The sequence below is a fragment of the Streptomyces hyaluromycini genome, assembly GCF_002217755.1.
GTDB lineage: Bacteria > Actinomycetota > Actinomycetes > Streptomycetales > Streptomycetaceae > Streptomyces > Streptomyces hyaluromycini.
Genome location: NZ_BCFL01000017.1, coordinates 356,517 through 382,135 on the forward strand (window position 1 = coordinate 356,517; position 25,619 = coordinate 382,135).

20 protein-coding genes are annotated in these 25,619 nt (G+C 71.8%); 10 read left to right on the plus strand and 10 right to left on the minus strand.

Going from position 1 to position 25,619, the window contains the following annotated elements:
- The first annotated feature begins 54 nt into the window (after positions 1 to 54).
- Positions 55 to 1,419 carry a phosphatase PAP2 family protein gene (locus SSP29_RS09580; protein ID WP_089100125.1) on the plus strand — a complete coding sequence of 455 codons (1,365 nt, stop codon included), beginning with the start codon at positions 55 to 57 and terminating at the stop codon, positions 1,417 to 1,419.
- Here SSP29_RS09580 and SSP29_RS09585 read toward each other — a convergent pair.
- Both SSP29_RS09585 and SSP29_RS09590 read right to left on the minus strand, forming a co-directional pair.
- The gene (locus SSP29_RS09585) at positions 1,406 to 1,744 is read right to left on the minus strand and encodes a cupin domain-containing protein (RefSeq protein ID WP_089100126.1); all 339 of its coding nucleotides are present in this window, start codon (positions 1,742 to 1,744) and stop codon (positions 1,406 to 1,408) included. The genes SSP29_RS09580 and SSP29_RS09585 overlap by 14 nt on opposite strands.
- Positions 1,745 to 1,832: 88 nt before the next feature.
- Positions 1,833 to 4,499 carry a SpoIIE family protein phosphatase gene (locus SSP29_RS09590; protein ID WP_089100127.1) on the minus strand — a complete coding sequence of 889 codons (2,667 nt, stop codon included), beginning with the start codon at positions 4,497 to 4,499 and terminating at the stop codon, positions 1,833 to 1,835.
- Between the two features lie 351 nt (positions 4,500 to 4,850).
- Between SSP29_RS09590 and SSP29_RS09595 the strand changes: the two genes are divergently transcribed.
- Together SSP29_RS09595 and SSP29_RS09600 are read left to right on the plus strand one after the other, a co-directional pair.
- Positions 4,851 to 5,576: an RNA polymerase sigma factor gene (locus SSP29_RS09595; RefSeq protein WP_174855940.1), complete on the plus strand. Its 726-nt coding sequence runs from the start codon at positions 4,851 to 4,853 to the stop codon at positions 5,574 to 5,576.
- The gene (locus SSP29_RS09600; RefSeq protein WP_089100128.1) at positions 5,573 to 6,673 is read left to right on the plus strand and encodes a CU044_5270 family protein; all 1,101 of its coding nucleotides are present in this window, start codon (positions 5,573 to 5,575) and stop codon (positions 6,671 to 6,673) included. The genes SSP29_RS09595 and SSP29_RS09600 overlap by 4 nt, the downstream gene beginning before the upstream one ends.
- Positions 6,674 to 6,701: 28 nt before the next feature.
- On the opposite strand, the gene SSP29_RS09605 is transcribed toward SSP29_RS09600, so the two are convergent.
- Entirely contained in the window at positions 6,702 to 8,084 is a 1,383-nt protein-coding gene (locus tag SSP29_RS09605) for a helix-turn-helix domain-containing protein (RefSeq protein ID WP_150133841.1), read from the minus strand.
- Positions 8,085 to 8,259: 175 nt separating this feature from the next.
- Here SSP29_RS09605 and SSP29_RS09610 point away from each other — a divergent pair, with 175 nt between their 5' ends.
- Positions 8,260 to 8,982 carry a DUF4232 domain-containing protein gene (locus SSP29_RS09610; protein WP_089100129.1) on the plus strand — a complete coding sequence of 241 codons (723 nt, stop codon included), beginning with the start codon at positions 8,260 to 8,262 and terminating at the stop codon, positions 8,980 to 8,982.
- A 4-nt stretch (positions 8,983 to 8,986) separates the two neighbouring features.
- Here the strand turns inward: SSP29_RS09610 and SSP29_RS09615 are convergent, their stop codons facing one another.
- Positions 8,987 to 9,778, minus strand: coding sequence for a bestrophin-like domain (locus tag SSP29_RS09615; RefSeq protein ID WP_089100130.1), 792 nt, complete (start codon positions 9,776 to 9,778; stop codon positions 8,987 to 8,989).
- A 171-nt stretch (positions 9,779 to 9,949) separates the two neighbouring features.
- Here SSP29_RS09615 and SSP29_RS09620 point away from each other — a divergent pair, with 171 nt between their 5' ends.
- From SSP29_RS09620 to SSP29_RS09630, 3 genes are all read left to right on the plus strand, one after another.
- Entirely contained in the window at positions 9,950 to 10,975 is a 1,026-nt protein-coding gene (locus SSP29_RS09620; protein ID WP_167449889.1) for an FUSC family protein, read from the plus strand.
- Between the two features lie 143 nt (positions 10,976 to 11,118).
- On the plus strand, positions 11,119 to 13,071 hold the full coding sequence (locus SSP29_RS09625) for a YncE family protein (protein ID WP_089100132.1): 1,953 nt from the start codon (positions 11,119 to 11,121) through the stop codon (positions 13,069 to 13,071).
- Positions 13,072 to 13,233: 162 nt separating this feature from the next.
- Entirely contained in the window at positions 13,234 to 13,941 is a 708-nt protein-coding gene (locus tag SSP29_RS09630) for a response regulator transcription factor (RefSeq protein ID WP_089100133.1), read from the plus strand.
- Between the two features lie 251 nt (positions 13,942 to 14,192).
- Here SSP29_RS09630 and SSP29_RS09635 read toward each other — a convergent pair whose 3' ends face one another.
- The 6 genes from SSP29_RS09635 to SSP29_RS09660 all read right to left on the minus strand — a co-directional run bounded on the left by SSP29_RS09635 (position 14,193) and on the right by SSP29_RS09660 (position 23,163).
- Entirely contained in the window at positions 14,193 to 15,446 is a 1,254-nt protein-coding gene (locus SSP29_RS09635) for a serine hydrolase domain-containing protein (RefSeq protein ID WP_089100134.1), read from the minus strand.
- A gap of 37 nt (positions 15,447 to 15,483) precedes the next feature.
- Complete coding sequence (locus tag SSP29_RS09640; RefSeq protein ID WP_089100135.1) at positions 15,484 to 16,320, minus strand: ATP-binding cassette domain-containing protein; 837 nt, start codon at positions 16,318 to 16,320, stop codon at positions 15,484 to 15,486.
- Positions 16,317 to 18,266 (minus strand): dipeptide/oligopeptide/nickel ABC transporter permease/ATP-binding protein, encoded by a 1,950-nt coding sequence (locus SSP29_RS09645; protein WP_150133844.1) that lies wholly within the window; start codon positions 18,264 to 18,266, stop codon positions 16,317 to 16,319. The genes SSP29_RS09640 and SSP29_RS09645 overlap by 4 nt, the downstream gene beginning before the upstream one ends.
- Entirely contained in the window at positions 18,263 to 19,204 is a 942-nt protein-coding gene (locus tag SSP29_RS09650) for an ABC transporter permease (protein ID WP_150133845.1), read from the minus strand. Before SSP29_RS09650 ends, SSP29_RS09645 begins: the two co-directional genes overlap by 4 nt.
- A gap of 24 nt (positions 19,205 to 19,228) precedes the next feature.
- On the minus strand, positions 19,229 to 20,791 hold the full coding sequence (locus SSP29_RS09655) for an ABC transporter substrate-binding protein (protein ID WP_089100137.1): 1,563 nt from the start codon (positions 20,789 to 20,791) through the stop codon (positions 19,229 to 19,231).
- 452 nt (positions 20,792 to 21,243) lie between these two features.
- Positions 21,244 to 23,163 carry an N-acetylmuramoyl-L-alanine amidase gene (locus tag SSP29_RS09660; protein WP_150133847.1) on the minus strand — a complete coding sequence of 640 codons (1,920 nt, stop codon included), beginning with the start codon at positions 23,161 to 23,163 and terminating at the stop codon, positions 21,244 to 21,246.
- Between the two features lie 252 nt (positions 23,164 to 23,415).
- Here SSP29_RS09660 and SSP29_RS09665 point away from each other — a divergent pair, with 252 nt between their 5' ends.
- From SSP29_RS09665 to SSP29_RS09675, 3 genes are all read left to right on the plus strand, one after another.
- Positions 23,416 to 24,252, plus strand: coding sequence for an alpha/beta fold hydrolase (locus SSP29_RS09665; protein WP_089100138.1), 837 nt, complete (start codon positions 23,416 to 23,418; stop codon positions 24,250 to 24,252).
- Between the two features lie 22 nt (positions 24,253 to 24,274).
- Complete coding sequence (locus tag SSP29_RS09670) at positions 24,275 to 24,808, plus strand: TetR/AcrR family transcriptional regulator (protein WP_089100139.1); 534 nt, start codon at positions 24,275 to 24,277, stop codon at positions 24,806 to 24,808.
- A gap of 224 nt (positions 24,809 to 25,032) precedes the next feature.
- Entirely contained in the window at positions 25,033 to 25,617 is a 585-nt protein-coding gene (locus SSP29_RS09675; RefSeq protein ID WP_089100140.1) for a TerD family protein, read from the plus strand.
- The last annotated feature ends 2 nt before the right edge of the window (positions 25,618 to 25,619 follow it).

Genomic DNA, 25,619 nt, shown 5'->3' on the forward strand with positions numbered 1-25,619 from the left:
AACCTCTACCTAAACGGCCGGACTTTGAGACAGACACCACCGAGACTCTGGGCCGTGGCAGCCGCCACGGCCTTCGCGTTCCTCGTCGCACTGGAGGCAGCCGCACGTCACTACGGTCTGCCGGGGCCGATCACCAACCAGGCACGGGAGGCGATATGCGCCCCCAAATCCGGCTTCCTGCTCTACGCCGGCCTGGCGTTGACGATGGTGGTGCTCACCTGGCAGCAGCGGTTCATCGCCCTCGGCGCCGCGATCGGCATCGACCTCGCCTTCGCGACGCTCCGGTGGGCGTGCGGTGCCGAGGCGACCCGCGGCCAGCCGTTCGGCAACGGCGCGTTGTGGGTGATGCTCGGCTGTGCGGTGGTCGCCGTGACCCGCCGCGCCGGCCGCGAACGCGTCCTGCTGCTCAAGGGCGTCGGGCTGGGCCTGCTGCTGGTGACCGGCCGCAAGACCGGCGACGCCTGGCTGCTCATCACCTCGAAGACCCGTCCGACGGTGCTCGACCAGTACGTGGCCACCGCGGACCACGCCCTGGGCAACCCGTCGTGGCTGGTGGGCCGGATCGTCACGGCCACCGGCCCGATCGGCTTCAACGTCCTCGACGTCGTCTACGGCCAGCTCGCCCTGGCCGCGGTCGCCGTCGCGCTGTACCAACTGCGCGACGTGGCGGCCGAGCGCCGCTTTCCGCGCCACCATCTGGTGCGCACCTTCCTGGTGATCGGTCTGCTCGGGCCGGCCGTCTACATGATCTTCCCGGTGGTCGGGCCGGTCTTCGCCTACGGCACCGGCGCCGACCACTGGGCCTCGGTCAGCCTCTGGCCGGAGCACCCGCCGCACGGCGGACACTGGCCGACGGCCGACCTGTGGCCGCGCAGGGTGCCGCCGGTCACCGCCCCGCACCCCCTGCCGTACGACGGGTTCACCCCGCGCAACTGCATGCCGAGCCTGCACACGGCGTGGGCCACCGCGATCTTCCTGCACTCCCGGCAGGGCCCCCGGGTGCTGCGCTGGGCGGGCACGTTCTGGCTGGTCGCCACGCTCACCGCGACGCTGGGCTTCGGCTACCACTACGGCGCGGATCTCGTCGCCGGCGCGGTGTTCGCGCTCACGGTCGAGGCGGCCCTGCGCTCGCTCGACCGCGGCTGGGACCCGTCGGGCGTCCGGCTGGTCGCCCACGGTACGGCGGTCTTCGCCGCGCTCCTGGTGTCCTACCGCTGGCTGCCGCTGGAGATGGCCACGCATCCCTGGGCGTCCGGACCGCTTCTCGTCCTCGCGCCGGCCTCGGTGGTCGTCGACTACGTACGGACCGTCAACCGCTGGGCCCCGCGCACCGAACCGACGGCGCGCCGGCCGGCGCCGCAACCCGAACTGATCGGGGTGGAGGCGCCCTTCAGTGCCCGCCGGGTCAGGGACAGGTGATCACCAGCATGGTGACGCCGTCCGGGGAGATCCAGGGGCCGTGCGGCATCCCGGGCGGGCGGCAGGCGTACATGCCGGCGGTGAAGGTCCGGTCGAGCGTCAGGTCGTGCAGGGCACCCGTGACCAGGTAGACCTCCTCCCAGAAGTCGTGGCGTGTCACGCCGTCCGCCGAGGTGTCGGTGCCCGGCGCCCAGCGGACCAGCGCCGTACGGGATCCGCGGGCGGGGTCGTCGGCCAGGACACACTCCTCGACGCCCGGACCGGCGCCGGCCGGGGCCCGCCACGGCCCGGCGGGCAGATGGAACTCCAGCTCGGGCTTGCTCACCGCAACACCCCCTACGTCGACATGCCAGGCATGCTTCCCGTCCGCGCCCGGTCGCGAACATCCGGGAGGCCGGGGCGGCCGCCGCGCGTCACAGCTGCGTGCAGAGCCGCTGCTCGGTCCAGATGACCTTTCCCTCGGCGGTGTAGCGGGTCCCCCAGCGGTCGGCGAACTGGGCCACCAGGAAGAGCCCGCGGCCGCCCTCGTCCATGGTGGCGGCCCGGCGCAGGTGCGGAGAGACGCTGCTGCCGTCGGAGACCTCGCAGATGAGGCTGCGGTCACGGATCAGGCGCACCCCGACCGGACCCGTCGCGTGCCGGATGGCGTTGGTGACCAGCTCGCTGAGGATGAGCTCCAGGGTGAACGCCTCCTCCTCCAGACCCCAGTCGCGCAGGAGCTCGGCGGCCGCCGCACGGACACCGGCGACGGCCGCCGGGGCGGAGGGCACCGCCCAGGACGCGGTGTGCTTGTCGTCCAGCATCCGGGTGCGGGCCACGATCAGGGCCACGTCGTCGCGGGGCGCCCCGGGCACCATGGCGTCGATCGCCGCCCGGCACATCTGCTCCGGCGTACGCCCCGCCACCGCGAGGGACCGGCGCAGACGCTCGATGCCCTCGTCGATGTCCTGCCGCCGGTCCTCGATCAGGCCGTCGGTGTAGAGCACGATGCCGCTGCCCTCGGGCAGCACCACCTCGCTCTTCTCGTAGGGCATTCCGCCCAGCCCCAGCGGCGGGCCGGCCGGCACCCCGGGCAGGTGGGCGCGGCCGTCCGGGGGCACGATGATGGGTTCCAGGTGACCGGCCCTGGCCATGGTGCACAGCCGTGAGACCGGGTCGTAGACCGCGTACAGGCAGGTGGCGCCCGTGAGCGTCGGGCTGCCGCCGTCGCCTTCGCGGTCCTGGTCGAGGCGGGTGACCAGCTCGTCCAGGTGCCAGAGAAGTTCGTCGGGGGGCAGGTCGAGCGTCGAGAGGTTGTGTACGGCGGTGCGCAGTTGGCCCATGGTGGCGGCGGCGTGCAGTCCGTGCCCCACGACGTCGCCCACCACGATGGCGACGCGTGCTCCGGGCAGCGGTATGACGTCGAACCAGTCGCCGCCGACTCCCCCGGGCCCCGCCCCTGCCGGAAGGTAGCGGTGCGCCACGTCGACGGCGTTCTGCTCCGGCAGGGCGTGCGGCAGCAGGCTGCGCTGCAGCGTGACCGCCATGGTGCGCTCCCGCGTGAAGCGGCGCGCGTTGTCGATGCTGATCGCCGCGCGGGCGACCAGCTCCTCGGCGAGCGAGAGGTCCTCCCAGGTGAAGGAGGTCGGCTCCTTGGAACGCCAGAAGGTCGCCACGCCGAGGATCGCGCCGCGGGCCCGCAGCGGGGCGGCGATCATGGAGTGGATGCCGTAGGCCACCAGTTGCCGTGCCCGTTCGGGGTCCTGGGCCTGCCAGCCGGAGAACGCCGCCATGTCGGCCTCCAGCACCATCCGCCCGGAACCGTAGCCCTCGCCCTGCGGGGTGGAGGGGTCGAAGTGGATGAGCGCACCGGGCGGGTAGAGCGGCACGCCCTGCCGGATGCCGTGCAGGGTGACCCGGCGCAGCTCCGCCGCGCTCACCTCGTCGGGCTCCTCGCCGCGCAGTACGGCGTCGGTCAGGTCGACGGTGACGTAGTCGGCGAACCTGGGCACGGCGAACTCCGCCAGTTCCTCCGCGGTGTGCCGCACGTCGAGGGTGGTGCCGATGCGCAGCCCGGCGTCGTACAGCAGCCTGAGCCGTTCCTGGACCACCTCGACCCGGCCCATCAGCGCGCTGAGTTCGGTCGTGTCGCGCAGGGTGGCGACCCAGCCGCCGGGTCCGGGCGGCCGGTCCATGGGGCGCTGGCTGACGGCCAGCAGCCGGTCGCCGACCTCGACCACCTCGTCGGTGGTCGCCCTGCCGGACGAGAGGAGCTGTCCGGCCCCGGGGGCGATCCCCAGCTCCGTGACGGGCAGGCCGTCCACGTCCGCCGCGAGTCCCAGCAGGCGCCGCGCCTCGTCGTTGACCAGGAGCAGACGGCCCTGCGGACCGACGATGAGGACGCCTTCGCGTACCGCGTGCAGAACGGCGTCGTGATGCTCGTACATGCGGGTCATCTGCACCGGGCCCAGACCGTGGGTCTGGCGGCTCAGGCGCCTGCCGATGAGGGCCGTGCCACCGGTGGCGGCCGCGATCGCCAGCCCGGTGCCCGCCAGGACGAGCGGTGCCTGCCGGCCGGCCGCGACGCTCACCTGGTGGACGGTGATGCCCGCCGAGACCAGCCCGACGACCTTGCCCTCGGGGGTGGTCACGGGAACGACGGTCCTGACCGAGGGCCCCAGTGTCCCGGTCGTCGTCTCGGTGACGATGCCGCCGTGCTGCGCCGCCGCGATGCTGCCGATGTAGCGGCGGCCGATCTGGGCGGGGTTCGGATGGGTGTAGCGGATGCCCGTGGGACTCATCACGACGACGAAGTCCACGTGCGAGCGTTTGCGGGTCTCCTCGGCCAACTGCTGGAGCGCGGCGGTCGGATGCGTACCGGTCAGCGCCTGCCGCACGGTGGGTTCCGAGGCGACGGCGGAGGCCACGGCGAGGGTGCGGTTGCGGGCCTCCCGGTCGGCGTCGGCTCGCGACTGCAGCAGGAGGACGGCGACCGCCGTCGCCACGAGAACCAGGACGACTCCGACCTGCAGAAGGAACATCTGGCCGGCAAGGCTGCGGATCCCGTACCAGGTTCGCAGCCGCCGGAGCAGTTGGTGCATACGGCTCATATAACACCAAACAGGTGAGCTCACATCACCCCTGCGGCGCACCCGCTCGCGACACCGGCACGCTCCGCGTTCGAGCGCGTACGACATGTGAGCGCCGGCCGGAGCGCGGCCCGCGCGGGTGCGGGACCCCGTGTGACAATCCCCGCCCTGACGTTCGAACGGAGACCGGGCTGCCATGCCTTCGCACAGACGCCGCTTCCCCGCCGTCCCGGCAGGTGACGGTCACGCGCCGAACCGGCCGCAGGACGGTCCGCGGGCCTCGGAAGGGGCGAGGGGCCGGGCCGGGGCTCGTGTGGCGCAGGTCACGGGAAGTCGGTGCGGGGTGCCGGACAGCTCATCAAGGTGAGCACTCATCTGCGAACCCGGGTACGGGCCGGGGATCCGAGCGCGTTCGGCGAGCTCTTCGACAGCTGCGCCCGCGCGGTCTACAACCATGCCTTCCGGCTGACCGCGGACTGGTCGACGGCCGAGGACGTGATGGCCGCGACCTTCATGGAGGCGTGGCGGCTGCGCGACAGGGTCGACCCGGAGGGCGGCTCCCTGCGGCCGTGGCTGCTGGGCATCGCCACCAACACCGCGCGCAACCAGTACCGGAGCAACCGGCGCTACCGGGCGGCGGCGCAGGCGGCCGCGGCGGCCGAGCTGTCGGTGCCCGACCACGCCGAGGAGGTGGCGGACCGGCTCGACGGCCGAAGACGCCTCGCGGCGGCCCTCACCGCCCTCGCGTCACTGCGCCGCGCGGAGCGCGAGGTCGTCGTGCTCTGCCTGGGCGAGGGCCTGGACTACGAGGCCGCCGCGGAGGCTCTCGGCATTCCGGTCGGCACGGTCGCCTCCCGGCTGTCCCGCGCCCGCAAGAAGCTCCGCAAGCACGCCGAGTCCGAACCGGCTCGGCTTCGGGTATCCCGACTCGACGGCGGGAAAGGGAAGTCGAGGCGTTCCGTGGCGGCACCGGCGTTCGGCGGGAATCCCGAAGAAAGTCCCGGGAATCGGGAAGTCGGCAGCGCTCGCCGACAGACAAGAGGCGATCACGCACACGTGATCCGGCCCGCACGGGAGGAAAACCGATGAACACGGACACGTCCCGGCAGACCGCTGCCGAGCGGGCGGAGGGCGCACAGCTCTTCGACCGGACGGCACGCGACCTGCCGACGGGCCGTCACCAGTTCCACAAGGAGCGCATGATGGCCCAGATACACGAGACCCGGACGGAACAGCGCACGGCGGCGGCCCGGGTGAAGGCCCGGTGGGTGCCGCGCGCCGCGGTCGTCCTGCCGGCGCTGGCCGCCGCCGTCGCCGGGGTGGTCGTCGCGGGGGTGGTCGTCTCCGGCGGCGGCAGCGGGGTGCAGGACGGAGGCGCCAAGGACGTCGCCACCGGGCCGGTGCTGACCACCACCGTCGGTGCCGCGACCACCAAGGGCGTACCGCAGCTGCTCGACCGGATCGCGCTGGCGGCGGCCGCGGAGGACCAGTCGGCCGTCAGGCCCGGCCAGTACGTCTACATCGAGTCCCAGATGGCCGACACCTTCCTGAAGACCGTCGGCGACAAGACCACCGTGGCCGGTCACAAGCTGCACCGCCGCCAGGTGTGGGAGTCCCCGGACGGCACCAAGGGCTGGCTGGTCGACCCGGCCGTCAACGACAGCCCCGAGGGCGAGACCCTGAGCCTCCCCGACGAGCAGGGCAACACCCCCGAGGCGTTCCTGAACAATCCTTCGTACGACTACCTGGCCGGACTCACCACGGACCCCGACGCCCTGCTGGCCAAGATCTACAAGGAGACCGCGGGGCACGGGAACTCCCCCGCCCAGGAGGCGTTCTCCACCATCGGCGACCTGCTCGGCGAGAGCTATCCCCCCGCCGGGCTGTACTCGGCCCTCTTCAGGACCGCCGCGAAGATCCCGGGCGTGGTCGTGGTCGAGGACGCGGTGGACGCGGTCGGCCGGCACGGCGTGGCGGTGGCCCGCCTCGACGAGACCAGCGGTCAGCGCGAGGAATGGATCTTCGACAGGAAGACCCATGTCTACCTGGGCGAGCGCACGGTCCAGGTGAAGCGGGGCACCGGAACGGACGCCCTCATCAAGCCCGGCACGGTCGTCTTCACGAGCGCCGTGCTGAAGCGCGCCATCGTCGACGGCATCAGGCAGACCCCCTCGCAGGCCGGCTGAGAGACGCGGGTTCCGCTGCCGGCCCCTGTCAGCCGCCCTCCCGTGCGATCCACTCGCTGCCGCCCAGCGGGTAGTCGTAACCCGGGCGGCCCGCGTCGGCGCTGGTGCGGAACGCGGTGCCGGCGTTGTCGACGCGGACGGTGCCACGGCGGCTCCCGCTGGACCAGTCCAGGGTGAGGTCCCAGCGGACGTCGTGGGCCTGGGTGCGGGCGAAGACGTAGAAGACCTCCGGGTCGGACTCGCTGACCTTGTACGGGAAGTCCCGCTGGCCGTTCTTGGCGGTGACCGTGGGGCTGCCCTTGTCGAGGTCGATGTCGAACGACTTGGTCCCGACACCGCCGCCGCAGCCGACGCCCATCGAGTAGTCGTTCCAGGCGAGCGGCGCGCCCTTGCTGAGGACGCGCACGTGCAGCGCCTCCAGGACGACGGTCTCCTCGCCGGTGCCCTGGACGGTGAGGGCGACCTCCTGTTCGCCCGAGGAGACCGCCCCGTACGCCGCGGCCCAGCGCGGGGCGTCCTGCTCGCTCGCCGGCGGGCCGACCTGCGCCGGTTCGCTGTCGACGAGGAAGTGCTGGCTGCACGGGTCGTCGTAGACGTAGGGACGCGTGTTGACGGTGAGCGGGACGGCGGCGCCGGTGGTGGTGCCGCCGGCGTCCTGGGCCCCGCTCCCCTGCTCGGCGCCGCCGTCCGAACGGCCGGACCCGGTGGGGGTGGCGGAGGCCGATGCGGACGGCCGGTGTCCCTTGGCGGTCGGGGACGGGGAGGCGGACGTCTTCCCGGTGGCCGCCGAGCCGGTGATCGTGCCGGTGATCGGGGCGGTGTCACCGGCCGCCCGCCGGCCGCCCGCGCCGCCGCTCCCGCCGCCGAGCGGCAGCTGCGCGGCGACCACGACGGCCCCCAGCACGGCGGCCACCGCGACGGAGGCGATCAGCACGGTACGGCGCCGCCGCGGCGCCACCGGCTCGCGCGGCACGTCGACGACGACCGGCTCACCGCCCTCGTCCTCGCCCTCGCCTCGGCCCGCGCCCGCGCCCTCGCCCGGCCCGTGCGTCGCCTGTGTCGCCCGCGTCGCCTGAGATCCGGGACCGGGATCCGCCGCAGGGACGGTGTCCGGCGCCGTGGCCTGCTCCCCCCGGCTCCCTCGTGCCGCGTCCGCCAGGATCCAGCGCCGGTGCAGCTCCACCAGCTCCTGCGGCGTCGCCCGGCAGACCCGTGCGAGGCGCTCCACCGGGGCGTACTCGACGGGCACCGCGGTGCCGTTGCAGTAGCGGTGCAGCGTCGACGTGCTCATGTGCAGCCGCTTGGCAAGCACCCCGTAGCTCAGCCCCGAGCGGTCCTTGAGCTCCCGCAGCAGCAGCGCGAACGCCTCTGTCGCGTCGGCCCCTGTTGCCCCTGGCACCCGTTTCCCCATCCCCTCGTATTCCAGTCCCGCGTTCCAGGGCCACCACGTTCTCCCTGGTCGGAGCGCATTTCTGCGTTCCAGCGTCCCCAACTGCCCGCTGTGCCTGGCGGTTGGGACAGATCGCCTCGCAGGCTTCGGTCATCCAATCACCACCGCCACCCGAACACCGAAGGGGCACAGCCACATGTCCAGCCTCCGCACCTCCCGCACCCGTCTCGTCGGCGCCGCCACCACCGTCGTACTCGCCGCGCTGTCCCTGACCGCGTGCAACGACGGCACGGGCGTCCACGCCGAGAGCGTGGCGGCGGCCAGCACCCCGGCCGCCACCCCGGCCGCGAACTCCCCTGCCCCCGCGAAGTCCTCCGCCCCCGCGTCCGCCTCCGGCACCTCCGCCACCGAGGCCACGGCCGCCACCGGCACGCCGAGGTCCGCCGCGGGCACCTCCACCCCCGCGGCGAAGGCGCCCGCCTCGGCCGGCAAGCCGGTCACCTGCGAGGGGTCCGTCACCCGGACGGTCGCGGCCCCGCTGAACCGCCCCGTGAACCACATGCTCCTCACGGTGACCAACACCGGCAGCAGGACCTGCTACCTCTACGGCTACCCGGCCGTCCGCTTCGGCGAGGCGCAGGCCGTGCCCCCGGTCATCGGGGACTCGCAGCCGCAGGCGGTCGTCACCCTCGCGCCGGGCGAGTCCGGCTACGCCTCGGTGAACCTGTCCGCCACCGACGGCAGCGGCACGAACGGCCACACCGTGAAGTCCCTGACCGTCTACTTCCAGGGCCGCTCCGGCAACGAGAGCGTCGGCACCGGCGCGCACCCGTCGCTGCCCGCCAAGGGCGTCTACGTCGACGACTCGCTCAAGGTCACGTACTGGCAGCAGTCGATGGACGACGCCGTCAGCTGGTGACGGCTCACCGGGTCCAGTACTGGGCGAGAGCCCCTTCGCGGTAGGGGGCGGGGCTGACGCTGAGGTCGCCGGCGAAGGGGCGGTCCAGGACGAAGACCAGGAGCAGGCTGAAGCCGACGAGCCCGGCGACCGAGGCGACGAACAGAATCTGGACTCTCAGTTTGCGCATGCCGTAGAGGAACGTGAGCGGGACCAGGACAAGGGCGCCGCCGATGGCCAGGACCTGCAGCAGCAGGGGGAGTTCCTGGCGCGCCATGGTGATGCGGGCGCGCCGCTGGGAGGCGACGTCGTCGAGATGGCTGACGCTCTGCTGGTAGAAGACCTGCTCCTGCTCGCTCTTCGGGTCGTACGTCTGCAACACGTCGAAGGCGGCCCGGAGATGGGTTTCCGTCGCCCCGTAGCTGGGGTGCCCGGTGCGCATCCGGGGCCACTGGTCCTCGACGACCGCGTGGACGTAACCGCTCATGGCGGCGTCGAGACGGGCCCGCACCGACGCCGGGAACGCGGCGGCGTCGCGGGTGATGAGCGCCGCGTCGGTGGCCTCGGAGGCGACGATGGTCTGGGTGTCCTCCAGTTGCGTCCACAGCGTGACGATCACGAACGCGAGGATGATCCCGTAGATGGCCCCGAACATCCCCAGCGTCACGCCGACCATGTCGTTGTGCTCTCCGCCGGCCAGCGACGGGTACCTGCGCCGCAACAGCACGCTGCCGGTGACGGCCAGGAGAACGGTCCCGCCGACGGTGACGACGGCCAGCGTGAAGGTGCTGAAATGGTTGAGCAGCCACAGCGACATGTCCGCGGAGCCTAGGCCGGACAGAGCAACCCAAAACCGCTTCTTCCCAGGCAACTAAGGGTATACGGGAAGAAGTTCACACCACCGGGTGACCTCCGGCACCGACGGGGAGACCGGACACGGGGCGTCACCGGAGGGCGGCGGACCGTGGTGTGTGCCTATGGTGGGCAGGTGACGGGCGTTTCCCCGTGGGCACAGGTGCGCCGGAGGCTCCGCGTGCAGGGGCCGACGGCGGCCCGGATCCTGGTGATCGCGGTGCTCTGCTGGCAGGCGGCACTGTGGGCCGGGGCCGATCAGCCGCCGGTGTTCGCCGCCATCGTTCCGCTGCTGTGCCTGCGCGGTGATTCCGCCTCCTCCCTGACGGCACTGCTGCTGCGGATCCTCGGTGTGATGGCCGGAGTGGCCCTGGGCGTCACCGTGGTCAGCCTCTTCCGGCCGAGCACGCTCGTCCTCGCCGTCGTGATGGGTCTCGCCCTGCTCTGCGGAACCGTCGTCAGTTCCGGGACCACGCTGAACGTGCAGGTCGCGGTGACCTCGCTGCTGGTCTTCGCCAATCCCTCGCCGGACGCGTACGGCGTCGCGCGGTTGTGGGAGAACGCGCTGGGGGGCGCGGTCACCGCCGTCCTCGGTCCGGTGCTCTGGCCGCGGGACCCCCGCCGGGAGGTGGCGACGCTGGCGCGGGAGTGTGCGGCCGGCCTGGCGGAGAGCCTCGTACGCAGCACGCGCGCGATCGGGTCACCGGACGCGGCGTCCGCGAACCGGGCGGCGGCGCAGGCGGAGGCGGACCGGCTGCGCCGCTACGGGGTGCAGGCGCGGGAGGCGGAAATGGCCATGCGGTTCAATCCGCTGCGGCGCCGCCACCGCGCCGAGGTGGCCGAACTGGGCGACCGGATCGACCGCGCCGTCCAGGCGGTGCCCCATCTCCTGGCCCTGGCCGCCGAGGTCGAGTTCTTCAGCGTGCGCGACGGGCCCGCCCCGGCCCTCTCCCGGGCCCGGACCGGTCTCCTCCCGGTCGCCGAGGCCGCCGGGCGGGCCCTGGAGGCGGTCCTGGCGGGGCGGGACCCGCGCGAGGACACGGGCGTCGCGCGCGCCGGACTGGCCCGGTACGCCGAGGACGACACGGAGCCGATGGCCGTGGTGCTCCGCAGGCCGTTCACCAGGATCCTCGACCTCTGCGACGGTTCCGGGACCCGATGAACCGAGGGGTACCCCTGCGCCGCGCTTTACCGGGACATCATCTATTCTTCGCTCACTCGCCACCCACGGCCCATGGTTCACGCACAGCGGACGCACGGGTGGCACCCACTTGCGCTCATCTTCGTTCCGGGGGGATCGACACCGTGCGTCTGCGCACTCTTCCGGCCGCCACCGCCCTGGCAGCCCTGTTCGGCTCCGTGGTACTCGCCGCACCGGCGGCCGCCGACTCCAGCACGCCCATACCGGTCTGGGGCGTGAACGACACCGTCGTGGACGGTGTCCACCAGCGGGTGTTCATCAGCGACGCCTACGACAACCAGATCGTCGTCACCGACTTCACCGGCCAGGTCGTCACCAAGCTCACCGGCCTGTCCCAGGTCCTCGACCTGGAGCTGAGCCCGGACTCCGGCACGCTGTGGGCCGCGGTCTACGGCGCCGACAAGATCGTCGCCATCGACACCGCGCAGCTCACGCAGAGCGCCGAGTACCCGACGGGCGACAAGACGGTCCCCGCCCACCTCGCCTACGCCGACGGCCGGCTGTGGTTCGGCTACGGCGACCAGTGGGACTCCGGGCTCGGCGAGGTCGACCTGAGCGCCGCGACACCCACGGTGACCCTCGACCTGGCGGCCGGCCACGACTTCTCCAGCCCACCCGTGCTCCGCGCCGACCCCGACAACCCGGGCACGCTGCTCGCGCTGGACGCGGGCATCAGCTCCGGCCCGATGATCGTCTACGACATCTCCTCCGGCACCCCGGTGATCCGCGTCTCCGCCGAGAAGAATGGTTTCTTCAATGACGCGGCCCTCACTCCGGACGGCCAGAACGTGGTCGTCGCCGGACCCGGGACCCGGGCGCTCACCGAGTACCGTCTCTCCGACCTGTCCGAGGTGCGCACCTTCCCGACCGTCTCGGCACCAAAGACGGTCGACATCGCCCCGGACGGCACGGTCGCGGCCACCGTCCTCGACACCGACGACGTCGGCGACACGTATGTCTTCAGCACCGACCCGGCCCAGCCGACCAGCGTCCGCAACCTGTCGCGCGACTGGATGCCGGGCGGCCACTCCACCATCTGGTCGGCCGACGGCTCGCGGCTGTTCGTGCTGACCGGGTCCGCCAACGCCATGCGGTTCCAGACCGTCGACGCGCCCCGTCTGTACGCCCCCACCCTGACGGCGGACGCCCCGGCGAAGGCCGCCCGCGCCGAGTCCCTCACCGTCAAGGGCAGGCTCACCGCGAACCTGGCGCTGCCCGCGGGCACCCCGCTCCAGGTCACCCGCACCGACCTGGACTCGCCGAACGGCAAGTCCCTCGGCACCAGGTACCTCGGCACGGGCGGCTCGTACTCCTTCACGGACACCCCGCCGGCCGGCGGCAAGGTGAAGTACACGGTGACGTACGCCGGTGACACCACGCACACCGCGGCGACCGCCTCGGACAGCGTCGACGTCTCGCGCGCCACGCCCACGCTGACGCTGAACAACAACGGCAAGGCGTACGACTACGCCAAGTCCGTCACGTTCACCGCGCACCTGGGCTCGACGTACAAGAACCGCAAGGTCGAGATCTGGGCCGACCCGTCCGGCTCCGACAAGCCCGACACCCTGGTGAAGTCGGGCACGGTCAACTCCGCCGGCAACCTCTCGGTCGCCGTCACCCTGAAGCGGAAGACCAGGCTGACGGCGAAGTTCGCGGGCGACGCGCGCTACGCGCCGAGGACGGTGACAAGCTCGGTCGGCGCGCGGGTGAAGGTCTCCTCGACACTCGCCGGTGCCTACCGGACCACGTACACGTGGGGCCACACGTACTACTTCTTCAGGCAGTCCAAGGACCCGGTCGTCACGACCACGATGACGGCGTACCCGGGCCGCAAGCAGCTGCTGCAGGTCCAGGTCCACTACGACGGCGTCTGGCAGACCACGGACAAGGAGTACTTCAGGCTCGACTCCTCGGGGAAGTCCGTCGTCACGCTCACGGGCACCCCGCCCACCGGCTACCGCTTCCGGGTCCGCGACTCGTACATCAGCGGCTCGGGCGACAGCGTGAACACGACGACGTACGGCGCCTGGAAGTACCTCACCTTCACGAAGTGACGGGAAAACCGGTGGGCGAGCCGGCCGTCGGATCCGGCGGGACACGGTTCGTGCCGAGGGCAGGGCTCGATGCACACCGCCAGCCGAGGCGACGCCGTGTTGCCGGCGCGTATGCGGTTTTCGATACGCCGACGACAGGTGCCGGCTCGTAGCCTCGAAGGCATGCGTGTGCTGATTGTCGAGGACGAGCCCTACCTGGCCGAAGCCATCCGCGACGGCCTGCGTCTGGAGGCGATCGCGGCCGACATCGCGGGCGACGGCGGCACGGCTCTGGAGCTGCTGGACATCAACAGCTACGACATCGCCGTCCTCGACCGCGACATCCCCGGACCCTCCGGCGACGAGATCGCCCGGCGCATCGTCGCCTCCGGCAGCGGCATGCCGATCCTGATGCTCACCGCGGCGGACCGTCTCGACGACAAGGCGTCCGGGTTCGAACTCGGCGCCGACGACTACCTCACGAAACCCTTCGAGCTCCAGGAACTCGCGCTCAGGCTCAGGGCGCTCGACCGCAGACGCGCCCACAGCAGACCCCCCGTACGGGAGATCGCGGGTGTGCGTCTTGACCCGTTCCGCAGGGAGGTCTACCGGGACGGGCGCTATGTCGCGCTGACCAGGAAGCAGTTCGCCGTGCTCGAAGTCCTCGTCGCCGCCGAAGGCGGTGTCGTCAGCGCCGAGGACCTCCTGGAACGCGCGTGGGACGCGAACGCCGACCCGTTCACCAACGCCGTCCGCATCACGGTCTCGGCACTGCGCAAGCGTCTCGGCGAACCCTGGATCATCGCCACGGTGCCCGGCGCCGGGTACCGCATCGCCACGCGGCCGGCGGCCGGACCCGAGGGGGGGCGGACGTGGCTAGGGCCTGTCTGACAATTCCCGTCTGCCTCGCGACGCCATGCACGCACTCTCGCCGCACCGGGCGCAGACCCAAGTACGTCCAGTACGAGGGCCTACGCCCGGCACGCCGCGAGGCCGCCCTCCGGGCGACGACGGGAATTGTCAGACAGGCCCTAGGGCACCCTGGCCGGCCCTGCGCGTCAGGCTCACCCTCGGCCCACGCCCGGCCGGCGGCCTCCGCATCGCCGTGGAACTACCCGCGCCATGAGCCGGCCGGGGCCGGTTCACGTGGTCATGGCCTGGTACACGAGGTTCCTCAACTGGCGGCGGACGGGCGGCCGGTGCCTGCCCCAGGTGACGACCTGGGTGCAGAACACGGCGGTGACGCCGTCGACCGGGTCCACGAAGAAGTGCGTGTTCGCCGCTCCGGACCAGCCGAACTCCCCCTTGTTGCCGAACGAACCCGCGCGGACGGGATCCGTGACGACGTAGAACCCCAGCCCGAAACCACAGCCGCGGTGCTCGTCGTCGGGGTACCTCGCGAACGAGTTCAGATCGGCGCCGCCGGGCAGGTGGTCGGCCGTCATGAACGCGAGCGTGCGGGGACCGAGCAGCCGCTCGCCGTCGAGTTCGCCGCCGCGCACCAGCATGGCGGCGAACCGGTGGTAGTCCGCCAGGGTCGACACCAGTCCGGGCACCCCGCTGCCGGAGGGGAACTCCGCCGGCCGGCGGAACGTGGACCGCAGTTCCTGGTTCACGGCGAGCCGGCCCGAAGCGGGGTCGGGGCTGTAGATCTCCGCCAGGTCCGGCACCCGCTCGGGCGCCAGCGAGAACGTCGTGTCGGTCATCCTGAGCGGGCCGAGCACGTTCGCCTCGATGAACCGGTCGAGGCTCTCGCCGCTGCAGACCTCGATGATCCGGCCGAGCACGTCGACGCCGAGCGAGTAGTTCCACGCGGTGCCCGGTTCGAACAGCAGCGGCAGCCCGCCCACGTCGGCGCACATCCGCTCCAGTGTCGTGCCCGGCAGCGGAAGCACGTCCTGGCCCGCCTGGCGGTACAGCGCGTCCACCGGGTCCATGTGGGCCAGCCCGAGGGTCAGCCCGGCGGTGTGCGTGAGCAGGTGGCCCACGGTCACCGGGCGGGCGGCCGGGCGGACCCGCAGACTCCCCGGCGAACCGCCGTCGTACACCGTCATGTCCGTGAACTCGGGAATGTACGCGCCGACCGGGTCGTCGAGTCCGAGCAGGCCCCGCTCCACCAGCATCATGACGGCGACGGAGGTCACCGGTTTCGTCATGGAGTAGAGACGCCACAGCGTTCCGGGCTCGACCGGGAGCCCGAGTTCGAGGTCCCGTAGTCCGCCGCCCGCCGCGTACACGGGCTCTCCGTTCCGGGCCACGAGCGCCGACCATCCCGGGACGACCCCGAGTTCCGTCTGCCGGTCGAAGAACTCGGTGATCCGCCCCAGCCGTTCGGCGCTGAACCCGGACCGCTCCGGGGGCCTGGTGACGCCGAAGCGGTCGGTGAACTGCCGCATGTGTGCCTCCGCATGCCGAAGTCGGGGGGTTTCCGGGTCAGCGGGCGGAAGGGGCCGGAGCCCCTTCGATCCCGGCCGCCGCCAACAGCCGTCGGGTGTAGGGATGTCGGGCGTCGGCGTAGACCTCCTCGGTCGTGCCCTTCTCCACGACGTCGCCGCGGTACAGGACGACGATCCGCTGGGCGAGATGCCGGACCACGGCGAGGTCGTGGGAGATGAACAGGTAGCTGACGCCCGTCTCCCGCTGGAGTGTGGTGAAGAGGTTCAGGACCTGTGCCTGGACCGACAGGTCGAGCGCGCTGACCGGTTCGTCGCACACGATGAGCCTGGGCGACATCACCAGGGCGCGGGCGATCGCGATCCGCTGCCGCTGGCCTCCGGAGAACTGGCGCGGGTAACGGCCGGCCGCCTCGCCCGGCAGCCCCACCAGCGCCAGCACCTCCCGGATCCGCTCCAGGACCACGGACCGCTCGTCACGCGAGTGCACCAGCAGGGGTTCGGCCAGGGTCTGGCCCACGGTCAGCGCCGGGTTGAGGGAACCGTTGGGGTCCTGGAAGACGGCCTGGACGCTCTTGCTCAGCTCCCTGCGCCGGGCACCGGCGGCATGGGTGACGTCCTGGCCGTCGAAGAGGATCGTGCCGCGCGTGGCGGGCGTCAGACCGAGCACGGCACGGCCCAGGGTCGACTTGCCGGAACCGGACTCCCCGACCAGGGCGACGGTCTCGCCCGGCCGGATGTCCAGGGACACGTCCCGGATGGCCGGAGTGCCCTTGCCGCGGCGGTGGTACGACACGGACAGGCCGCGGACGTCGAGCAGCGGCCGTCCGGTCGCGTCGGTCGTGTCGGTCGTGTCGGTCGCGTCGGTCGTCGTCACGAGGACACCTCCAGCTCTTCGCCTGCCAGGACGCAGCGGGCGACGACGTCGTCACCGGGCCGTGTGAGGGCGATCGGCGCCTGCGTGCACCGGTCGACCCGGTCGGGACACCGGTCGGCGAAGTGACAGCCGACGGGCCACTGTCCCGGGGGCGGCACGGTGCCGGGGATGGTGGGGATGGGTTCGCCCACCGCCGCCAGCCGCGGGTTCGCGGCGAGCAGCCTGCGGGTGTAGGGGTGGACCGGCGCGGTCATGACGCGGTCCGTCGGACCGGCCTCCACCACCTGGCCCGCGTACATGACGAGGGCGGTGTCGCAGGCCTCCGCTATGACGTCCCAGTCGTGGCTGATCATCAGCAGGGCCATGCCCGTGTCCCGCTGGATCGTGCGCAGCAGCTGGACGATCTCGCGCTGGACGGTGACGTCGAGCGCGGTGGTCGGTTCGTCGGCGACGAGGATGCGCGGACGTCCGGCCAGCGCGACGGCGATGGAGACGCGCTGCGCCATGCCGCCCGAGATCTGCGACGGGCGCAGCTTCAGGACCCGGTCGGGATCGGGGATCTGGACCTGGGTGAGCAGTTCCCGGGCCCGGAGCGTGGCCTGCCTGCGGGAGAGCTTCTCGTGGGTGCGCACCGCCTCGCGCAGCAGGTGGCCGATCGTGAACAGGGGGTCGAGGGCGACCATGGGCTCCTGCGAGACGAAGGCGATGGTGCCGCCGCGCAGGGCCCGCCACTTGACCGCGTCGAACGAGCCGACGTCGACGCCGTCGATCTCGACCGTGCCCAAGGAGACGCGGGCCCCGTTCGGCAGCAGGCCGAGCAGCGCCAGCCCGGTCATGGACTTGCCGCAGCCGGATTCGCCGACCAGTCCCACCGTGCGGCCCTGCCCCACGGTCAGGCTCACGTCGCTGATCAGGTCGACCGCACCGGCCGCGGTGTCCGCGGTGACGGTCACGCCGGTCAGCCGTACGACCGGGTTCGGCTCCGCCGGCAGCCAGGCGTCGTCGGACTCGGGTACCGCCGCGGCGGCCACGGCCGGGCCGGATGCCCTGCGGCGCCGGGCCGGCGCCGCGGCCGACGCGCCGGACCAGCGCTCGGCGAGCATGTCGCGCAGGCCGTCGCCGAGGACGATCAGCGCCGCGGCCGTGACGGCGATCAGCCCGCCCGTCGGGATGGCCGGCCAGACGCTCTCGTTCAGGGTCTGCGAGGCGTCGGCCATCATGCCGCCCCAGGAGGGGGCGGGCGGCTTCACGCCGAGACCGATGGCGTTGATGCCGGACGCGATGAGCAGGGTGCCCACGCATGCCAGCGCCGCGTTCACCAGGATCAGGCCGGTGATCCTCGGCAGCACGTGCCGGCGGGCCACGCGCCAGGTGCCGAGCCCGGACACCCGCGCCGCGGCGACGTAGGTCTCCCGGCCGACCGTCAGTGTCGCCGACCGGACGACCCGCATCATGCCGGGCACCGACAGCAGGCCGATCACGACCATGGCCGCGGTCATGCTCTGCGCGAACAGGGCCAGCACGATCAGCAGCAGGATGATGCCGGGGATCGACATCACCACGTCGGCCGTCCGCATCAGCACCGCGTCGAGCGGCCCCCGGCGCAGGCCGATGACCAGGCCGAGGGGCACCGCGACCACCAGGGTGATCACCACGGCGATCGCGATCTCCCGGAACGTGTCCGCGCCGCCGTACATCAGCCGCGACAGCACGTCGCGGCCGAGCCGGTCGGTGCCGAGCGGGTGCTTCGCGCTCGGCCCGGCCAGCGCCGCGGTGAAGTCCGCCTGCTGCGGCGGATACGGCGCGAGCCAGCGGGCGCCGAACGACGCGATCAGCTCCAGGAGCAGAATCACGGCCGGGATCGCGATGCGCGGCCGGCGCAGGACGCGACGCAGGACGCGACGCAGGACCGACACGTCGGGCATCGAGGTCTCCTGTGCGTTCATGCGGCGACCGCCTGCGGGTTCAGCCGGCCGACGGCGAGGTCGAGCAGGAGGTTCAGTCCGACCACGATGAGGGTGAAGTACACCGCCACTCCCTGGATGACCGGGATGTCGCCGCTGGACGCGGCCGTGACCGCCGCGCTGCCCAGACCGGGCAGGCCGAAGAGTTCCTCGACCACCACGGCTGCGCCGAGCAGTCCGATGAGGTTGTTGCCCGCCACGGTGAGGACCGTGACGGAGACGTGCCGCAGGGCGTGCTTGAACAGGATCGACCGCTCGCTGACGCCGTTGGCCCGCAGGTTCCGTACGAAGTCCCGGCTCAGCACGTCGGCGAGCTGCTCGCGCGTCTGCTTGGCGATCACCGTGACCAGCGCGAAGGCCAGGGCGGCCACCGGCAGCAGCAGCGAGCGCAGCCAGCCGCCGGGGGACGTCCCGAAGAACACGTATCCGTTCGCCGGCAGCAGGCCCCACCGGGTGTTGAAGATCCAGATGCCCAGCAGACCGACCCAGAACGCGGGGACGGTCATACCGGCGATGGACGCGATGTCCGCGGTGACCCGCGTGGCGCGCCCGCCGCGCGCGCCGGCCATGCCCAGGACGACTCCGACGACCAGCGCGAGCAGGGTGGTCGCGATCACCAGGGAGAGCGTCACCCCCAGCCGGGTGTTGAGCGCTCCCGAGACCGACTCGTTGCTGCTGATCGACTGCCCGAGGTCGCCGTGCACCGCGTCCTTCAGCCAGGCCCAGTAGCGCTCCCAGACCGGCTGGTCGAGGTGGAGGCGGTGCCGCAGTGCGGCGACCGCCTGGGGTGAGGCGTTCAGTCCTCCGATGGACCGGGCGGCGTCACCCGGTACGAACAGCTGGAGGAAGAAGGTGAGCGCCGAGACGAAAAGCAGCAGGGGGACGGCCTGCACGATCCGCATTCCGCTGGTTCGCCACATGACGTGGTGCCTTTCTCGGTGGGGTCACTTGGCGGCGTGGAGGGACGTCAGGTCCGGCGTGAGGTTCGTGGACGAGAGGTCGATGCCCTTCAGACCCGGCCGGGCGTAGACGATCTTCTGCAAGGAGGCCATCGGGATCGTCCAGGACAGGTCGGACAGGCGCTGTTCGAACTTCTGCCAGCCCTGCTCCTGGAGCTGGGCGGTCGACGCGGACGCGGCCTGGCCGTAGAGCGTGTCGAGCTGCTTGTCGGCGGCCTTGAACGGGTTGCCCCAGCTGTACAGGAGGTCGTTGCCCTGGGCGTACGGCGGGGCGATTCCGGCGCCGTAGTCGAACATCATCGCCGGGTACTTGGTGTAGGTGGAGTAGAGCTCGTTGACGTTCGCCGGGACGTTGATCTTGACGTTGATCCCGATGTTCGCCATCTCCGCGGCGAAGGCCTCCGCGGCCTGGGACTCCCCGACGCCCGTGAGGTTCACGGTGATGGGCAGGGTGAAGCCGCCTGGGTAACCCGCGTCCGCCAGCAGCTTCTTGGCCTTGGTGACGTCGTAGGCGTACTTTCCTTCGCTGCCCCGGGTGTAGCCGCTCGTGTCCGGGAGGACCGGATAGTCCCAGCCCTTGGCGTACGTGCCGTACAGGGCCTTGGCGATGGAGTCGCGGTTGATGCCGTACATCATGGCCTGCCGTACCCGCAGGTCACCGAGGGCCTTGACCATGGCACCCGTGCGGTCCATGACCATCAGCTCCATGACCGAGTAGGGGCTCGACAGGACCTGGAACCCGGCGGACCTCGCGGACTTGGCGGTCGTGGAGTCGCCGAGCGCGTAGTCGACCTCCCCGGAGCGGAAGGCGCTGAGCATGGTGTTCTCGTCCTTGATGACCTTGACGACGACCTTCTTCCAGTGCACCCGCGACTTGTCGAAGTACGTGGGGTTGGGGACGTACGTGTAGGTCTGCCCGGAGACGGTCTGCGACGCGTCGATCATGTACGGCCCGGCGCCGTGCGTCGTGGTCCCGAGTTCGTCCGTCCTGCCGAGACCGGTGGGGCTGATGATCTCTCCGGTCGTCGGCCTGGAGAGATAGAGCGGTATCAGCGGATCGGACGTCTTGAGGTGGAGGCGGAGCTTGAGAGGGGAGAGGACGTCGATCGATCCCACCGGCGCCAGGTCGGCCGCCAGCGGACCGCCGGCCTTGGCGTAGTACTGGAGCGACTTCTTCACGCCCGCGGCGGTGAGTGCGGAGCCGTCGTTGAACTTCACGCCGGACCGCAGGGTGATGTCGAAGGTCTTGCTGCCGGACCCGACGTAGCCCCACTTGACCGCGAGGTCGGGTACGTACTTCCCGTCCGCGGTCTGACGGATCAGCGTGTCGTACGCCAGCTCGAAGTAGTACTGCTGCGGGTCGGCGGAACCGCCCAGAGCCGGGTTGAGACTGTTGGGCGCGATGGCCGAGGCAACCGTCAGGACGTCCGGGTTCTGGGCCTTCGCGGTACCGGACGAGGCGCTGTTCCCGCCGCCGCACGCGGCGGTCAGGAGCGCCAGCCCGGCGGCACCGGCCGTGGCTGTGAGAGTAAGGCGCGAGCGTGTCAACGGAACCTCCGGCGTCGGGGGATCGAATCGCGGTACGAGTCCGCGCGATGTCGGGAACGGCAGGGCGGTCCCCGAGTGGGTGCGGGTTCGGAAAGCCGAGGGCATGGCCCGGCTTCGGGTGGGCGCCGGAGTGGGGCCGGTGCGCGGTGACGTCCTCGGTACAGCGAGGACACGGTCAACAGGACGCTGCTAAGCCGGCTCTTGTGAAGGTCGGCCTGAACGGTGTGCGGGCCCGCCTCTCAGCGGAGCCCCTGGAATCGAGTTGGTTCATTGTTCGGCCGGCATTCCGATTCCAGAACGGCAGGAGTCCGCTCAGCGGACCGCGGCGCAAATGTGACTGCGTCACCATGGCGGCACGCGTGTGCGGCCGGGCTCGGACGCGGACGTGCCCGGAGCCGTTCGGCTCCGGGCACGTCTCGGTGTTCGGGTTCTCCCGTGTACGGGGTCCGGGGTCAGCCGGCCTCGGTGGCCGTCACGTCGGCCGCGTTCACGTAGATGGTCCGGTTGTTGAACTGGGCCTGGTAGTACTTCACCGCGCCCTTCACCACGGCGCCCGAGGTGAAGAAGTCGTCGGCGGCCGCGGCCGGCTGGTCCACGACGTAGGCCTGGCCGACCGGGATCCGGTAGCCGGGCGCGGTGAGCGCGACCTGCCTCGACGGCGAGAGGCCGGCCGGGTACTCGGACGCCGCCGGGTACGCCTGGCCGTACAGCGGCGCGGCGTCGGGGCCCACGGCCGCGATGACCGTCACGCCCGTGGTCGGGACGGTGTTCCGCCCGCACGGGTTGTAGATCCAGCCCTCCTGGCCGTCGTACCAGATCGCGGTCCAGTCTCCCTCGCGGTCGGCCACCACGAACTGCTGACCGGCCTGGACACGGTCGCTCCAGTCGCTGATCCCGTCCGTGCCCGCCGTCAGGCCGGGGTGCACGTCGGGGTCGAGGAGCAGCGGTGCGTCGGCGGCGGGTGCCTGGCGCACGAACAGCGAGTTCGACGGCTGCGCGACCTCACCGCAGGCCGTCGTCGCGCCGGACGGGTCGTCGGCCGGGCAGACCGTGTAGGACTGGATGTTCTTCTCGAAGGCGGGAGCGATGGTCACCACCGAGCCGGCCTGGCCCACACCGTGCCGGCCCGTGCCGGCGGGCGCGCCGAGCAGCTTCATGAAGCGGTTCCAGTCCCAGGCCGTGCCCGGGTCCCAGTGCTGCTTGGCGAGGTTCGAGTCGAGCGAGCCGGGAACGTTGTCATGGCCCAGGATGTGCTGCCGGTCCAGCGGCACGCCGTACTGCTGGGCGAGGTAGCCGACCAGCTCCGCGGTCTGCCGGTAGGTGGCGTCGGTGTACCACTGGGCGCCCTGCGCGGTGAAGCCCGCGTGCTCGATCGAGACCGAGTGCAGGTTGTAGTGGTAGTTGCCGACGGCGTACGCGATGTCCTCGACCGGCATCAGCTGCGTGGTGCTGCCGTCGGTGTCCATCAGGTAGTGGGCGGAGGCGACCGCGCCGGTGGCGGACAGGGTCGCCAGCGCGCTGGCGAAGGAGCCCTCGGCGGTGTGCAGGACGATCCGGTCGATCTGGATGCCGTTCGCGGGCCGGTCGGACACCTGGCCGTTGCTGCCCGTGACGGCGACCGGCGCGTACGTGCAGTCCATGGAGGACGGGCACTCGGCGCCGGCGGTGGCGGCCGCGCTCTTCAGCTCCAGCTTGTCCAGCTGGGACAGCTCGGGCTCGGCGGCCTCGTCCGCGGGCAGGCTCAGCGTTCCCCCGGCGGTCTGCTGCTCGGCACCCGACGCGATGGACCCGAAGACGTCCTCGACGTATTCGGTGGCGGCCTTCTCGTCCGTGAGCCGGCTGTACCTGGCCACGGCCGCGGTCCAGTCGGACGGGTTCTCCGACAGGCTGCCGGTGAGGGTCTTCTGATAGGACGCCAGCAGGGCGGCCGTGCCCTCCAGGTTGGCCCCGCGGTCGGTCCGCAGCCGGGACTCGGATATGCCGGTCAGCTTCGCCGCCGTCCGCAGGGTGTGCATGCCGGCCCGGTTCACCAGCGAGGCCAGGTCCGAGCGGCCGCCGGCGCCGGCCGCTCCGTCGACGAGCATGCCCGTCGTCACGTCGGTGAGGTTGCCGAGGCCGTAACCGCCCTTGTCGCTGTAGCCCGGGTGGGACTGCCAGCCGGACTCCTCGCGGGTGACCCCCATGAGCACGGGCAGGGGGACGTCGTACTTGGTCGCCGCGGCCGCGAAGTCGGCCTGGGCACCGGACGGCCGGGGGGTCTCGGTCTGCGCCTGCGCTCCGGACGGCAGGAGCGCCAATACCCCGGCCGCCACGGCGGTTCCGGCGACGGCCGGCACCAGCCGCCGCCCGGACTTCCGTCTCTGCAAGGTCATGCTGTTCCGTTCTCTGTCGACATCGCCTTGAAGTGAGGACAGGCGAAGAGGGCACGCGGTTCCGTCCAAGGGCGCCCGGTCGGGAGATCGGGCGCCCTCAAGACCGGTTCACAGTACGCGTGTTGGCGCCTCGGCCGATGCCGCCGGCCAGGCCGGCGGACGGGTACGCCGGCCTGCCGCGGCTTCGCCGTTGACAAGGATGGCTAACGGGATTAGCTTTTAGCTAACAACGTTAGCCATGTGGAGGATGTCATGACCGAGTTCCTCGCCGTCGACGGCGGCACGATCGCTTACGAGGTGGCGGGGTCCGGCCCGCTGGTCGTTCTCGCGCACGGCATGGGCGACAGCCGCGCCGCCTACCGTGCCGTGATCCCGCGGCTGGTGGCGGCGGGCTACCGGGTCGCCGCGGTCGATCTGCGCGGCTGCGGCGAGTCCGGCGTCGGCTGGCCGGCCTGGAGCCGCACCGCCATCGCCGGCGACCTGCTCGCCGTGATCCGCCACCTGGGCGGCCCGGCCGTGCTCGTCGGCCACTCGATCTCCGGCGGCGCCGCCACCGTCGCCGCGGCCCAGGAGCCCGCACTGATCACCGCGGTCGTCGAGCTGGCGCCGTTCACCCGCAAGCAGTCGATCCGCCTCGGCGACCTGCGGGTCAAGCGCTTCCGGCAGGGCATGCTGCGCCTGCTCGGCGCGGGCGCGTTCGGCAGCGTGCCGCTCTGGCGTTCGTACCTCGACGTCGCCTACCCCGGCGTGAAGCCGGCCGACTGGACCGAGCGGCTCGGCCGCATCGACTCGCTGCTGCGCGAGCCGGGCCGGATGAAGGCCCTGCAGGGCATGGGCCGCACCGCTCCGGCCGACGCCGGCGAGCGGCTCGGCGACGTCCGCTGCCCGGTGCTGGTCGTGATGGGCACGCTCGACCCCGACTGGGCCGACCCGCATGCCGAGGGTTCGGCGGTGGTCGATGCCCTGCCGGCCGGCCTCGGCCGCCTTGAGATGATCGAGGGTGCCGGGCACTACCCGCACGACCAGTTCCCCGACCAGGTGGTTTCGCTCATGCTCTCCTTCCTCCGACCGGCCGCCGCCCGTGCCTAGGGCCGGTCTGGACCCGGCGGCCGTGGTCACGGCCGGTGCCGCCCTCGCCGACGAGGTGGGCTTCGCCAACCTGACGATGGGCCTGCTGGCCGAGCGGGTGGGCGTGCGGACCCCGTCCCTGTACAAGCACGTGGGCAGCCAGGAGGACCTCAACCGGCGCATCGCGGTACGGGCGTTGGGCGAGGCCGCCGACGCCGTCGGCGGAGCGGTCCAGGGACACGCGGGCCGCGACGCCCTGGCGGCCGCGGCGCGCGCCTTCCGCGCCTTCGTCCTGGCGCACCCCGGCCGCTACGCCGCGACGATCGGCGTGGAACCGTCCGGCCCGGACGATCCGCTGGCCACCGCGGGGCAGCGGCTGCTCGGCGCGTTCATGGCGGTCCTGCGCGGCTACGAGATCCCGGCGTCCGACGTGGACCACGCCCTGCGGATGCTCCGCAGCCTGTGCCACGGCTTCGCGACCTTGCAGGCGGACAACGGCTTCCAGTGGAGCGCCGACATCGACGAGAGCTTCGAGTGGCTGATCACCTTCGCCGACCGGGGCCTGCGCGCCATGTGAGAGAGGCTGCGGCCGTCGAGGGGAGTCGAGCGACCCTCGCGGACCTTGGTCACCGCCCGGGATGGAGCGGGGCGACGTCCCGCCCCGGTGGCCTGCACGGCTGCGGCGGCATACGGCTGCCGGAGGGCGCCGCCGCGCTCGGCCCGGACCCGGCGCATGGAACCACGGGAGTGCCGTGCACACTCTGCGTGTTGTAGTCCCTCTGACACAAGGATGAGCCATACATGATCACGCTCACCAAGGAAGACGGCCCGGCGGACCTGGACGGAGTCACCCACCTGTCCATCGGGGTCTCATGGGATCCCACCGCCGGCAGCAGCGGCGGGGTGCTGGGCAGGCTGCGCCGCACGACCGGCACCGACCTCGACCTGATCGCCATCGCCATGCAGGGCGGGGACCCGGTGCGCCTCGCGGGTCTCGACTCACTCGACCCCATGGGCAACGGCTCGCTGGTCCACAGCGGCGACAACCAGAGCGGGCGCGGGGACGGAGACGACGAGACGGTGACCGTCGAGTTCGCCCGCATCCCGCCCAACATCACGTCGATCGTGTTCATAGCCGCCGCCTACAAGAAGGGCAGTTCCTTCCAGAAGGCACGCAACATCAGCTTCAAGGTCTACGACGCGACCGGGGGCAGCTCTCAGCAGGTCGCCGACATCTGGCCGAGCCTGCTCACCCAGGACAACGGTTGCGCCGTCGCCAAGGCGATGCGGGTCGGCGGCAGTTGGAAGCTTGAGGTGATCAACGTGACGGGAAAGATCAAGCAGGGGGACGAGCACGCCCTGATGCGTTTCGCCGCAAGCAAGTAGCA